This is a genomic window from Anabaena sp. PCC 7938 (assembly GCF_049315035.1).
In the GTDB taxonomy this organism is placed as follows: Bacteria; Cyanobacteriota; Cyanobacteriia; order Cyanobacteriales; family Nostocaceae; genus Anabaena; species Anabaena cylindrica.
This window is the reverse complement of the sequence record NZ_CP186034.1, coordinates 1,482,333-1,494,696: the sequence shown is the minus strand read 5'-3', so window position 1 is coordinate 1,494,696 and position 12,364 is coordinate 1,482,333. Positions and strand designations below refer to the sequence as shown.

Sequence of the window (12,364 nt, the reverse complement as noted above, 5' to 3'; positions counted from 1 at the left end):
TTGCAATACGCCCCTACACCAATTCCCTATAAACTGCCAATGTTTCCTGATTTACACGAGCAATACTGAGCGATTCTAAATTTTCCTGTGACCGATGTTTCCAATCTTGGAGGATATCTGGGTTACTTAATAGCTTAACTAAGGCTTCAGCTAAAGCTTGACTATTTTTAGCTGGTACTAAAACGCCAGCTTGACCATGATCTAAGGCTTCGGGTATGCCATCTACCTCTGTAGCAATAATGGCAACCCCAGCTTCCCTGGCTTCTGAAAGTACAAGGGGGCATGGGTCACGGTGAGAAGCAAGAACAAAAATATCGCAAGAAAGTAAGTAGCCTTGTGGTTCTGATTGGAACCCTTCAAAATGGATACGACTGCTGACAGAGGTTGCTTGTGCTTGGGTTTCAAATATTTCTCTATCGGGCCCATTTCCCACTAGATAAAGATGCGCTGTGGGGAAATCCTGGGCAATTTGCTCAAAAGCAGCAATTAATTCAGTGATACCTTTACGTTTATACATTCCCGCTACAGTTGCGATCGCAGGATGTTGTAAATTTAAAGGTTGATAATCCGATATTTGTCGAGTACGAGGACTACCTAAAGTCCCATTGCGAACTACCCTCAACTTATTTTCTGGTACACCACGTTGCACCATCGAAATTTGTACAGAATTACTGACAGCAATTACTCTTTCAGCTAAACCCATCAGTAAACTAGCACGCTGGAATTCATTATGTACTGTAGAAACTAAAGCATACTTGTTTTTGAATTTCAAAAAATGTGCTAAAACTAAGCCCGTCATCATATGGGCATGCACAATATCCGGCTTAAATTCTTGTACAATTGCTCGATAAGCCACCGCTGCTTTTATTATATTTACAGGCTGGCGATTTTGGTCTATTTGGTAGTGTCTAACACCAAATCTATGCAATAGTTTTTCATACTCTCCCCCACCTGAGATTATTGCTACTTCATTACCATGTTTTGCCTGCAAACACGCAAGATCAACAGCTACATTAACAATACCATTACCTATTTCTTGAATATGATTCAATATATGTATGATTCGCATAACCTTGAAAAGGCTTATTTTAATTGTGAAGTTATTTAAATAAAATAGAAGGAAATTAAAACTTCTTCTCGGAGGATATTTGAGAAGTTTATTCCCAGGATTTTTTGTCATTTTGACGCTTTGTAAAATGAAAGCAAAAATCTCAATCTTTTCGGTCGAACGCTCACAGAAGCCTCATTGATCTGCAATCCTCTGTATCTACCTAAACTAAAGGAAGTAACCTAAAGCATGATATTTTACACTTCTCAGATATCCTCTAAGTTTCCTTATATCTTATTCCTCATAAGTTTTATGTTATTGTAGTTCCTATTTCTGCTCTATCATATACAAGATTATTGTATTGTCTCTATTCCTATATGGATATTTTTTGTGAGCTTTAATTGTCACCTGTAAATAAAGAAAACTTTTATTGACGGCATCAGTAATCAGCAATCAAATTAAAAGAAGTATGTTTTGATCCACAGTATATTAAACTCAAAAAAAATACATCAATAATTGAATTACCAAAATTATTAACTAAATCAAAGGTATTCGGCGAACTGGAGAATTTCGCAATTTAAAGCGACGTATAAACCTAACTGATAGCAAAATTCTCCAAGCCTGAAAAGACAAGATGCTTAAATCTAGTATTGGTAATAAACTTCTAAACTTTCTTTGCTTGATTGCTACCAAAATCCAATGCAATTTTAAGTATTTCTGTATATCTTGAAAATCAGGTATTTTAGAGCGATGCTGTGCATCCACTAAGGTGTAAATCTTCTTCTTCATCAAAATATTTGTAGCTAATCGTTGAGATAAAGAAATTTTTTGATTATAAGCACCATTCCAAATAGTACGATAGGCAAGGCATTGATTTAGGAAAATAGCATCGCCAAACTGGGCAATATGAATCCATGAATCAATATCATCACAATTAGTATTAAGTGTAGAGTCCCAACCTTCCGTTTTCATAAAAGCATCACGACGGCAAGCTACCTGGGCAGGTGTACCAAAAGGTACAAGTTCTAAGAGCATACCGTAGTGAAGATCTGCTTGCGGAATATAGCAAGCTAAACCATTTCCAGACGGTCGAGTGCGACTGAGTTCTACTTCTTTGCTATCCACTTGAGCCGCAATACAAGAACAGATGACAGCATGGGGATGGATAGAAATAGCCTTTTCCATTTCTTCTAGACAATTCGGTGCTAAGTAGTCGTCATCATCCAAAAACTTAACCCATTCGCCGTTAGCTTTTGCCATACCAGTATTTACAGATGCAGCATGACCTTGATTAACTGGGTTACGATGATAAACTATGCTATCTCCCAAGCTTTTAACAAAAATATCTGTGTTATCAGATGAGCAGTCGTCCACAACAACTATCTCACAATCAATCGTCTGGTTCAGCGCTGAGTAAATTGCTCTTTTCAGCAGATATAACCGATTGTAAGTGCTGATGAGAATGGTAAATTTCATAAATAATTCTAAACTGAATGCAAAAATACAACAGATATTGTGATGTCAATAGGATAAATTAGCCCGGCCTTATATTTTAGTGTTCCCAATTAAAAAGCTAAAATTGACCTTTATTTTCTAAAATTTAGCTACCACAGCAGATTGTAGATTAATGAGACTTTGCCCTCAACTTCAGCCATACGGTACAGAATCAAAATTGAAACCTAGACACCAAGATAGTTTTACTCCTGACTCCTGCTGTAAGTCCTGTTTAATACAAAAAATCAACAATCTCAAATATCTGGACTGTCAGGCGGTTATAGATTTATGATTGATGATTGTGGGTTTTTTTCAGAAATATAGATAAATTATGAACGCTCAAGAGATTATCCGCTCTATTGAAGCGGAACACCTAAAATCAGATATCCCCATTATTTATGTGGGTGATACAGTTCGGGTGGGAGTCAAAATTAAAGAAGGCGATAAATATCGCGTCCAACCCTATGAAGGAGTGGTAATTGGGAAACGTAACGGTGGCATCAACGAAACAATCACCGTCCGTCGAGTTTTTCAAGGTGTGGGAGTTGAACGCGTATTTTTGCTGCATTCTCCCAGAATTGACAACATCAAAGTCCTACGCCGTGGTAGAGTACGACGCGCTAAACTGTATTACCTGCGCGATCGCGTCGGTAAAGCAACCCGAATTAAGCAACGGTTTGACCGCGCCTTGTGATCTATTCTCATCGAACTTAGGAGCGCAATCGCAAGCCACAAGCGGCATCCGCCGCTAATTTGCATTTTCAACAAAAACAAGTTATAATCAGAGTCGAAATTGCGTTAAACTAAAAAAGTTCAGCGCAATGACTGAAACAAAGACAGCTTGTGCGCTCTTAGTTCAGTTGGTAGAACGCAGGTCTCCAAAACCTGATGTCGGGGGTTCAAGTCCTCCAGGGCGCGCTCAAAAGCAAAAAATATTGCCCGAAGCAAAAACGCATCTGTTGAACAAACAGCAAGCGTTGATTATTTCGGGTATAATTATTTTTTACTTGCAGCTTTCTTGTTTCCATATCAAATGGGGTCAAAGCTGTAAACCTTGATGAAAAATAGCAAGGTGTAGCTATGTAAGAAACGGGGGGGATAACGACCATGGCCAAAAAAAATGAAGCAGAAATGCCAGAAACCGGAAATGGGTTTAGCTTAAACAAGTTCTTCCAAGGAACAAAAGAAGAACTTGAGAAAGTAGTTTGGCCTAGTCGGAAGCAGTTGGTGAGCGAATCAGCAGCTGTGTTGTTAATGGTGACACTCTCCGCATCTTTGATATATTTGGTCGATGGATTGTTTGCTTGGGCAGCAAAACAGGTATTCTGATGACTTCTGCAACAGATGAACCACGCAACAGTTTGCAGTCGGAGGAAGCGCTAGAAACAGCGCATAAGGAAGCACGCTGGTATGCAGTGCAAGTAGCCTCAGGCTGTGAAAAGCGCGTGAAGACAAACTTAGAACAGCGCATCCAAACTTTTGATGTAGCTGATAAAATCATCCAAGTGGAGATTCCTCACACGCCAACGGTGAAAATCCGTAAGGATGGTAAACGCCAGCCAGCAGAGGAAAAAGTATTCCCTGGTTATGTGTTGGTGCGGATGTTGATGAATGATGATACTTGGCAGGTGGTACGTAACACCTCCCACGTAATTAATTTCGTGGGAGCAGAACAAAAACGTGGCACAGGTAAAGGTCGCGGTCACGTCAAACCATTACCCCTGAGTCATTTAGAAGTTGAACGCATCTTCAAACAAACCAGTGAACAAGAACCGATAGTCAAAATTGATATGGCTACAGGTGATAAGATAATGGTTCTTTCTGGTCCATTTAAGGACTTTGAAGGAGAGGTGATTGAAGTTTCGCCAGAACGGAGTAAGCTAAAAGCTTTACTCTCGATTTTCGGAAGGGATACACCAGTAGAATTGGAATTTAATCAGGTAGAAAAACAGAGCTAAATCCAAATGGCGAAGAAAGTAGTAGCGGTCATTAAACTGGCCCTGAATGCTGGAAAAGCCAACCCAGCACCGCCAGTAGGCCCAGCATTGGGTCAACATGGCGTTAACATCATGATGTTTTGCAAAGAGTACAATGCCAAAACAGCAGACCAAGCTGGAATGGTAATACCTGTAGAAATTTCGGTTTTTGAAGACCGGAGCTTTACATTTGTACTCAAAACACCACCAGCATCAGTATTGATTCGCAAGGCAGCGAAAATAGAAAGAGGGTCTAATGAACCCAACAAAAAGAAAGTTGGGAGCATCACTAGAGTGCAATTGCGGGAAATTGCTCAAACCAAACTTCCTGACCTCAATGCCAATGATATTGATGCGGCAATGAATATTGTGGAAGGAACAGCCAAAAACATGGGTGTTACCATCACAGACTAAAAACTTAATAAATTTTGAGTTTTGAACACTGGGTTAAAAATTAGACTCAATCCAAAATCCAAAATTTAAAATCCAAAAGTGTATCGGGGGAGAGGCTAAAAACTTCGGAATTACCCCAGGAGAAAAAAATGGGAAAGAAATTATCACGGCGCTTGCAGGCTTTGCAAGAAAAAGTTGAAGATAGAGACTACACACCAGTAGAAGCGTTAGCTCTGTTGAAAGAAACAGCAACAGCTAAATTCGCAGAAGCCGTAGAAGCTCATATCAGACTAGGAATTGACCCGAAGTATACAGATCAACAGTTGCGGACAACTGTGGCACTGCCTAAAGGAACAGGACAAATTGTCCGAGTGGCAGTTATTGCTAGAGGTGAAAAAGTTACAGAAGCAACCAACGCTGGTGCTGACATAGCTGGTTCAGAAGAACTGATTGAAGATATTCAAAAAGGGATGATGGACTTCGACAAGCTAATTGCTACACCCGATGTAATGCCAATGGTGGCAAAACTGGGTAAGTTGCTGGGTCCTCGCGGTTTAATGCCATCACCTAAAGGTGGAACAGTCACATTTGACGTAGCAAGTGCGATCGCTGAATTCAAAGCTGGTAAATTAGAATTCCGTGCTGATCGGACTGGAATTGTCCATGTTATGTTTGGTAAGGCATCCTTCGCACCTGAAGATTTGTTAGTCAATCTCAAAGCTCTGCAAGAGACTATTGACCGTAACCGTCCTTCAGGGGCCAAAGGTCGTTACTGGCGTACATTGTATGTGTCCGCTACCATGGGTCCATCCATTAAAATAGATATCAGCGCCCTACGAGATTTAAAACTGACTGACGCTGCATAATTTGGTAATGGGTAATTGGTAATAACCAAGAACCACAATTTAATAAGCAAAGCCGGAGACAGCAGGTGCTAATAACTTAATATCCTGCCGAGGTTACTACTTTCATGGCCTAAAGTTTGACAAAAACAGTTTAACAACTGTGCCATTAAAAGTAATAATGTGAAACCCCGGCAAATGTAGCTGGGGTTTGTTGTTTTCGGCTGGTCAGGATAGAAAGTTACAGATTACAGGTGACAGTGAAAAGTGAACAGCAATAAGTAACTAAATCACCAGTCACTAATAAGATTTTGCCCTTGGAGGTGAAACGAGTATGGGTAGAACGTTAGAAAACAAAAAAGAGATTGTAGCTGACCTCAAAGTTTCTTTGAGTGAGTCAACTTTAGCACTGGTAATTGATTATCAGGGTTTAACAGTTGCCGAAATCACTGACTTAAGAAGGCGGTTACGTCCTAGTGGCACTGTTTGTAAGGTGACAAAAAACACCTTTATGGGCATTGCCATTCAAGACGAAGAAAAATGGCAGCCTTTGTCAGAATTGCTCAATGGCGCTTCTGCCTTTTTGCTAGTCAAAGAAGATTTTTCATCAGCAATTAAGAGTTATCAAGAGTTCCAAAAAGTTACCAAGAAGACAGCACTTCGCGGTGGCGTTATGGACGGTCGCTTGCTGAAAGAAACAGATGTCAAGGCTTTAGGAGACTTGCCATCTAAAGAACAACTTATGGCACAAATTGCCGGCGCTATCAACGCCTTGGCTACTAAAGTTGCTGTGGGTATCAACGAAGTTCCCAGTTCTTTGGCTCGCGCTTTACAGGCTGTTGCTGAGAAAGAAGAAGGTAGTAGCGCTGAAAGTTCTGAAAGCGCTGAAAGTGCTGAAAGTGCTAGTGAGTAATCGGTAATAGGTAATAGTTTTTTCCAATTACAAATTACCAATCATCAACAAAAAATTCAAAATTATTTAGGAGTCATATCCATGTCTGCTGCAACCGAACAAATTTTAGAACAATTGAAAACCTTGACTTTGCTGGAAGCTTCTGAACTAGTTAAGCAAATTGAAGAAGCTTTTGGTGTGAGTGCTGCTCCAGCCGCTGGTGGCATGATGATGATGGCTGCTCCTGGTGCTGCTGCTGCTGAAGTAGTAGAAGAAAAAACCGAATTTGATGCAGTTCTGGAATCAGTTCCAGCTGATAAGAAGATTGCTGTCCTGAAGATTGTCCGTGAAATCACAGGTTTAGGTCTGAAAGAAGCTAAGGACTTAGTAGAAGCTGCTCCTAAGGCAATTAAGGAAGCTGTAGCTAAGGAAGCTGCTGAGGATATCAAGAAGCGTGTCGAAGAAGCTGGCGGTAAGGTAGTAATCAAGTAATTTGTAATTCGTAATTCGTAATTCGTAATTGAATTATGAGTTAGTAATTATAAATTACGTTGCCTTTTTATATGATGAGCCTCTATGAGGCTCTTTTTTTATGAAAATTGCAGTTGTTAACACTGTTTAGCTGATGAGGGATTGACAAAATCGTGTAAGTCTTGATCCCAAATACTAATGTAAATAAAATCGCAGTTTTGCCGCACTATTTGACCCTTAACAGAACCTTGAGTAAACTGAAAATTATCTTTTTGGCGCTGTTGTATTTGTTGTAGTCCTTGCTGAATTTCTCCCGTCGCTTGTCCGCCTAGCATTCCATTCAATGTGGTTTGCATGACTTGAGGGTCTACAGATTGGGCAAAAGCTGCCTCCGTTTGGCGCAGTTTGCCAGAATTACGGTCAAATAAGTAGCCGAGATCAATTTGGTTAGGTACTACCTTATAAGTTACAGCACGGGTATTAGGCCACAAGCCTCTTACATCTTTATTCTTACCAAGAGTTGCTTCTACGGTGCTTCTTGATGTGCCTGTAGGAAAAGCTGGTACATTTTGCCCGATATTAGTAGTACTTAATTGCTCGCGTGACTTCTGTTTTTTCTGATCTGGCTGTTTCTGAGAATCTGTGAATACTTCCGCTGTGGAAACTATATCCGGTTGCTGCTGTTGATTTTCTATTTCTACTTGTGGTGTTGATGGGATTGGGGGTGCTGGAGTGTTTTCAATAATAGGCTCTTGATCTGGTGGTGGTGTAAATGCTGTAGAAGGATTGGCTTCTGGTAAAGGCTGAGAAGTGATTCGTTGCTCAGTTGAGGGAGTGGGTGTCAGCGGAGTTGGGGAAATTGACTCTACAACGGGGGAGTTTGTTGGTAAGGTATTGGGAGTTTGTGTTTCTGTAGCAACAGTAGTTGTGGGTGGCTGCTGACGGTTAATGTTAGAAATTGCTACTGCACCAATTAAACTTCCTACTAGCACACTACCAAAAATCACAGCAGGTTTCTGCCAGTTTGTGGGATTGTTAGTTTCTCTGATAAAGGGAGTTTTTGCAGGTGAAGATATTGACTGGGTTGGTTTAAGAGTAGTAGGGGGTGGACTCAGGCTAATTGTGGCGCTGGTAGCGGGAGATGGACGAGAAATATTCTGGGCTGAGTTTAAAGCATAGAGCATTTTATTAGCTGTGGTGAAGCGATCGCTCGTTCGTGGTTCAATTGCTTGTGTAAGTGCGATCGCTAATTCTGAAGACATCCCAGCAGCGTATTGCTGCCAGAGTATTTGCCCCGTCTGCGGGTGAGTTTCTAATTCTTGGGGTTGTTTGCCAGTCAGCAAATAAATCGCCGTCAAGCCTAAACTATAGATATCTGTGGCGTAAACTGGACGGCCGATAGCTTGTTCACTCGGCATATATCCAGGTGTGCCTATAACGATTGATTGTATGGGATTTCCCGAAGGATTGATGACAGTACGGATAGTTTCTTTAACAGCACCAAAATCAATTAAAACTGGTTTGTTATCTTGAGCGCGAAGAATAATATTATCTGGTTTTATATCTCGGTGAATAATGCCTTTGCTGTGGACATAATCCAATACTGACAGCAAACTTAACAGAATTTCCCGAACAATAGTTTCAGCTATATATCCTTTAGCTTCCACCATCTGGCTGAGAGTTTGTCCATGAATCCATTCTTGAACGAGGTAAAACTGCCCATTTTCAGAAAAATAAGCGTAAAGTTTAGGAATTTGATCACTACTTTCACCCAGATATTCTAAGGTAGCTGCTTCTCTTTCAAACCGTTGTTGAATAATTTGATAGGTTTGTGGATCATTACTAATCGGTTTGAGTTGCTTGATTACACAGCGACGACGAGAAGGCATATGGGTATCTTCTGCGAGAAAAGTTTCCCCAAACCCACCAGCACCAAGTATCTGGATAACTTGATAGCGATTGTTTAGCAGTATTTGTTTCATGAAAGGATTAGATGCGATAGCCTTCCCAAATGTATATCAGATACTTTGACGATGTAGCGATGGGATGTTTCCCACTTTTGGCGCTAAGATGTTGACTTCCGTTTCTTCGTTGTAGGCTGACTAGCTCTTGATTCTAAGGTAAATATGGGAATTTCCTCCAGTTCAGCCTCACTTAAATTATACTGTTCACAAACCAAACTTAAGCGATTTCCCGGTGTTTTGACTGCATTAACAGAATGGGTTAAATCGCCTTGAAAGTAAACTAGGGTATTAGTTTGGGGTTTGACTTTCCCAACTTGGCGTTTAGTTGATTTCAGCACCAATTCTCCTCCCTCCATGTTTTCTGGTACTCGCACATAGAGAACACTAACAATGTTAGGTGGTTCAATAGTTTTGCAATAGGAACGCAAAGAACGATCTATGTGTGGATCAACACGAGAACCTTCTTTTAGCAATAAGGGATTGAGGTAAAAAGCATTACAATTTGACTGAAGAGCTAAATCCAAATAAGGCTTAAAAAAGGGAAATTTCTGTTCAACTGTTTTTATTCCCCCACGCTGAAACACTACAGAAAATCCTTTAGTATTGATAAAATCCCGGTTGAGATTGTTGATAGAAAAGTAAGGACTAGCTTGAATTTCTCCCCACAAGTCATTAAGGTAATTATTAGGTAAAACGTTGGTTTGTAGTTGATAGTATTTCACATTCCGTAAATCACAAATTTATCTATAGAATTACTATTTGATTTTTGTTGGCGTAGCCTGCGCTTGCGCTTACAGGATTAAGTATTGTAGGGTGCGTTACGGATGTCACGAGCATTCTGACTCCTGATTCCTGACTCCTGACTCCTGACTCCTGACTCCTGACTTCTTACATTTTTTAACTTCATAAACTCCGCAAAATTCGCTCAATCATCTGATTTGCTTGAGAAGCATAACCACCACCAAATAAATTAAAATGATTTAAAACGTGATAGAGATTATAAAGTGTTTTCCGTTTTTCATAACCTTCATCTAAAGGAAACACTTCCTCATATCCTTGATAAAATGCCGCCGGAAAACCGCCAAAAAGCTCTGTCATGGCAATATCAACTTCTCTATCGCCGAAATAAGTGGCTGGATCAAAAATCACGGGTTCACCGTCAATAGTACACCCCGCATTTCCTCCCCATAAATCACCATGTACTAAAGAGGGTTGGATGTGATGATCTGCTAATAATTCTGGAATGGCAGCTAATAATTTATCTTCTAGGGGAAAACTCCCACCTCGTCGTCTTGCTAACTGAAATTGATAACTTAAACGATGCTGAGTATAAAATTCTGCCCAATTATCTATCCAAGTATTGATTTGCAGTGTAGAACCAATAGTATTATTGATGTCCCAACCGAAACCCTTTTGACTGGTAAATTTGTGCATTGCTGCTAATTTGCGTCCTGTTTCTTGCCATGATTTGCTATTAGCACCTGTCATTTCTAACCATTCCAGCACAATGTAACTAGAATTACCAGATATGCCCCAGCATACAGGTTGAGGAACACGGATAGTTTTTGTGTTATGCATCTGCTGTAAACCCAGCATTTCAGCTTCAAACATCGCCACTTGGGATGCTTGGTTAATTTTGACGAAATAGGTGAGTTTACTATCACTAACTGCATAACCTTGGTTAATACAGCCGCCACTTACAGATAAATGTTGTGAAGTGTGAAATTTTTGGCCAGTTACTTGGCTAATATGAGTATCAATTTCTTGCCAAATCATAGTTTTTTATGGGGGCGAATTGTGATTCGCCCTTATTTTTCAGTTGTTAAGAAGAGATTACTAATAGATGATCAAGGGCGGGGTTTACCTTTCCCTACGCTGGTTTGATGACAACTACACCATAAGCATCTGGGGAAAGAAAGTCTGTTGCGGCTTGCATCAAGTCTGTTGCATTCTGGGCTTGTATATAATCTGGATAATTAAATGCTGGTTCTAAATCGCCAATTAAAGATTGATAATAACCATATAATCCTGCACGATCGCTTGGAGTTTCATTTCCAAACACAAATCTATTCGCCACACGTCGCCGTACACGGTCAATTTCCGACTCTTTCACCAATTCTGTTTGTAATTTTCGCAGATGTTGTGCGATCGCATCTTCTACTGCTGCTAAATCTTCAACTTCACACTTAGCCGAAACCGAAAACGCACCTTGTAACAAATGGCTCATATTGCTCACAGAAATTGTACTCACCAATCCCCGTTCTTCCCGTAAATCATAAACCAACCTTGATGTCCGTCCATGTCCTAAAATTCCCGCTAAAACATCCAGCGCATAAGTTTGATTTAGTTCCATTAACCCAGGAACTCGCCAAATCATCACCAACCTTGCTTGCTGGAGAGTTTCATCAATAAATTCTTGTCTGACAATTTTTGTAAATGCTGGTTCAGGAATAACTTTTGACTGCTGACTGTTAACTGTTGACTGCGGGTTATTTTTGATGAAGCCTTCAGCCACAATTTCTACTAATTCCTCCACAGGTAAATTACCCACAGCTACAGCAGTAACTGACTGTGGTTGATACCAATGAGCATGAAAGTCCCGCATTTGCTGTGGTTTCAGTTGAGAAATCACATCTTCTGGCCCCAGTACCGGACGACGGTAAGGTAAAGAATCAAAAGCAGTTTCCATAATCCGACGAAAAATCCGCCGCCGGGGATTATCCTCCGAACGTCTAATTTCTTCCAGAACTACCAAACGTTCCCTCTCAAAGGCATCATCAGGAATACTGGCATTAAAAACAACATCCATTTGCAGTGGTGCTAATTCTGCAAAGTCTTGAGGCGCACTATTTATATAGTAATGAGTATAGTCTTGACTTGTGGCTGCATTCGTCACCGCGCCCCGTTCTTCAATTCGTCTTTCAAACTCGCCACTTACCAATTGCTCTGTTCCCTTAAAAATCATATGCTCTAAAAAATGAGCCATACCGTTAATAGGATCTGATTCTACAGCAGAACCAATTTTTACCCATAAGCTGAGATTAACGGCTTCCACCGGCATTTGTTCGGCGATGATTGTTAAACCATTAGGTAAATGGTGTAGCTTTGGCGCATTCAGGCGAGGAAATTTCAGCAAAGTTGATGTCATTGGTAGTGGCAAGTGAAAGGCTAGGTTACTTCTTATATCTTACAACCCTCTTAATGGTGTAAACCTTGTAAAAACAATCCAATTTCAATTACCGACTGCTTTAATATCCATTGGATGGCAATACTAAATATTCACA

At 40.4% G+C, this 12,364-nt stretch carries 13 protein-coding genes, 1 tRNA gene and 1 other annotated feature; of the genes, 8 read left to right on the top strand and 6 right to left on the bottom strand.

All coding sequences use genetic code 11. The features are described from left to right. Positions 1-13: 13 nt before the first annotated feature. Together ACOWPH_RS06970 and ACOWPH_RS06965 are read right to left on the bottom strand one after the other, a co-directional pair. A complete protein-coding gene (locus ACOWPH_RS06970; protein WP_015214698.1) occupies positions 14-1,069 on the bottom strand; it encodes a glycosyltransferase family 4 protein in 1,056 nt (351 codons plus the stop codon). Positions 1,070-1,585: 516 nt separating this feature from the next. Continuing rightward, on the bottom strand, positions 1,586-2,524 hold the full coding sequence (locus ACOWPH_RS06965) for a glycosyltransferase family 2 protein (protein ID WP_015214697.1): 939 nt from the start codon (positions 2,522-2,524) through the stop codon (positions 1,586-1,588). Positions 2,525-2,873: 349 nt separating this feature from the next. Here ACOWPH_RS06965 and rplS point away from each other — a divergent pair, with 349 nt between their 5' ends. The 8 genes from rplS (at position 2,874) to rplL (ending at position 7,137) form a co-directional block, all read left to right on the top strand. After that, the gene (gene rplS / locus ACOWPH_RS06960; protein ID WP_015214696.1) at positions 2,874-3,236 is read left to right on the top strand and encodes a 50S ribosomal protein L19; all 363 of its coding nucleotides are present in this window, start codon (positions 2,874-2,876) and stop codon (positions 3,234-3,236) included. A gap of 151 nt (positions 3,237-3,387) precedes the next feature. After that, a tRNA-Trp gene (locus tag ACOWPH_RS06955) sits at positions 3,388-3,460 on the top strand. 189 nt (positions 3,461-3,649) lie between these two features. Continuing rightward, positions 3,650-3,871 carry a preprotein translocase subunit SecE gene (gene secE, locus ACOWPH_RS06950; RefSeq protein WP_015214695.1) on the top strand — a complete coding sequence of 74 codons (222 nt, stop codon included), beginning with the start codon at positions 3,650-3,652 and terminating at the stop codon, positions 3,869-3,871. After that, entirely contained in the window at positions 3,871-4,500 is a 630-nt protein-coding gene (gene nusG, locus ACOWPH_RS06945; protein ID WP_015214694.1) for a transcription termination/antitermination protein NusG, read from the top strand. Before secE ends, nusG begins: the two co-directional genes overlap by 1 nt. Before the next feature lie 6 nt (positions 4,501-4,506). Further along, positions 4,507-4,932: a 50S ribosomal protein L11 gene (rplK, locus tag ACOWPH_RS06940; RefSeq protein WP_015214693.1), complete on the top strand. Its 426-nt coding sequence runs from the start codon at positions 4,507-4,509 to the stop codon at positions 4,930-4,932. Positions 4,933-5,060: 128 nt separating this feature from the next. Further along, positions 5,061-5,777: a 50S ribosomal protein L1 gene (gene rplA, locus ACOWPH_RS06935; RefSeq protein ID WP_015214692.1), complete on the top strand. Its 717-nt coding sequence runs from the start codon at positions 5,061-5,063 to the stop codon at positions 5,775-5,777. Between the two features lie 34 nt (positions 5,778-5,811). Further along, positions 5,812-5,978, top strand: a sequence feature (ribosomal protein L10 leader region). A 109-nt stretch (positions 5,979-6,087) separates the two neighbouring features. Further along, complete coding sequence (rplJ, locus tag ACOWPH_RS06930; protein ID WP_015214691.1) at positions 6,088-6,666, top strand: 50S ribosomal protein L10; 579 nt, start codon at positions 6,088-6,090, stop codon at positions 6,664-6,666. 81 nt (positions 6,667-6,747) lie between these two features. Then, positions 6,748-7,137 carry a 50S ribosomal protein L7/L12 gene (rplL, locus tag ACOWPH_RS06925; protein WP_015214690.1) on the top strand — a complete coding sequence of 130 codons (390 nt, stop codon included), beginning with the start codon at positions 6,748-6,750 and terminating at the stop codon, positions 7,135-7,137. A gap of 116 nt (positions 7,138-7,253) precedes the next feature. Here the strand turns inward: rplL and ACOWPH_RS06920 are convergent, their stop codons facing one another. The 4 genes from ACOWPH_RS06920 to ACOWPH_RS06905 all read right to left on the bottom strand — a co-directional run bounded on the left by ACOWPH_RS06920 (position 7,254) and on the right by ACOWPH_RS06905 (position 12,228). Then, positions 7,254-9,098 carry a serine/threonine-protein kinase gene (locus tag ACOWPH_RS06920; protein WP_015214689.1) on the bottom strand — a complete coding sequence of 615 codons (1,845 nt, stop codon included), beginning with the start codon at positions 9,096-9,098 and terminating at the stop codon, positions 7,254-7,256. 83 nt (positions 9,099-9,181) lie between these two features. Continuing rightward, positions 9,182-9,802: a 2OG-Fe(II) oxygenase gene (locus ACOWPH_RS06915; protein ID WP_015214688.1), complete on the bottom strand. Its 621-nt coding sequence runs from the start codon at positions 9,800-9,802 to the stop codon at positions 9,182-9,184. A 181-nt stretch (positions 9,803-9,983) separates the two neighbouring features. After that, positions 9,984-10,856 (bottom strand): fructosamine kinase family protein, encoded by an 873-nt coding sequence (locus ACOWPH_RS06910; protein ID WP_015214687.1) that lies wholly within the window; start codon positions 10,854-10,856, stop codon positions 9,984-9,986. Between the two features lie 94 nt (positions 10,857-10,950). Beyond that, the gene (locus ACOWPH_RS06905) at positions 10,951-12,228 is read right to left on the bottom strand and encodes a M16 family metallopeptidase (protein WP_015214686.1); all 1,278 of its coding nucleotides are present in this window, start codon (positions 12,226-12,228) and stop codon (positions 10,951-10,953) included. Positions 12,229-12,364: the final 136 nt, after the last annotated feature.

Excerpts from the sequence above, each read along its gene's own strand:
- ACOWPH_RS06970 (WP_015214698.1), bottom strand. The coding sequence starts at position 1,069 with ATGCGAATCATACATATATTGAATCATATTCAAGAAATAGGTAATGGT.
- ACOWPH_RS06965 (WP_015214697.1), bottom strand. The coding sequence starts at position 2,524 with ATGAAATTTACCATTCTCATCAGCACTTACAATCGGTTATATCTGCTG.
- rplS (WP_015214696.1), top strand. The coding sequence starts at position 2,874 with ATGAACGCTCAAGAGATTATCCGCTCTATTGAAGCGGAACACCTAAAA.
- secE (WP_015214695.1), top strand. The coding sequence starts at position 3,650 with ATGGCCAAAAAAAATGAAGCAGAAATGCCAGAAACCGGAAATGGGTTT.
- nusG (WP_015214694.1), top strand. The coding sequence starts at position 3,871 with ATGACTTCTGCAACAGATGAACCACGCAACAGTTTGCAGTCGGAGGAA.
- rplK (WP_015214693.1), top strand. The coding sequence starts at position 4,507 with ATGGCGAAGAAAGTAGTAGCGGTCATTAAACTGGCCCTGAATGCTGGA.
- rplA (WP_015214692.1), top strand. The coding sequence starts at position 5,061 with ATGGGAAAGAAATTATCACGGCGCTTGCAGGCTTTGCAAGAAAAAGTT.
- rplJ (WP_015214691.1), top strand. The coding sequence starts at position 6,088 with ATGGGTAGAACGTTAGAAAACAAAAAAGAGATTGTAGCTGACCTCAAA.
- rplL (WP_015214690.1), top strand. The coding sequence starts at position 6,748 with ATGTCTGCTGCAACCGAACAAATTTTAGAACAATTGAAAACCTTGACT.
- ACOWPH_RS06920 (WP_015214689.1), bottom strand. The coding sequence starts at position 9,098 with ATGAAACAAATACTGCTAAACAATCGCTATCAAGTTATCCAGATACTT.
- ACOWPH_RS06910 (WP_015214687.1), bottom strand. The coding sequence starts at position 10,856 with ATGATTTGGCAAGAAATTGATACTCATATTAGCCAAGTAACTGGCCAA.
- ACOWPH_RS06905 (WP_015214686.1), bottom strand. The coding sequence starts at position 12,228 with ATGACATCAACTTTGCTGAAATTTCCTCGCCTGAATGCGCCAAAGCTA.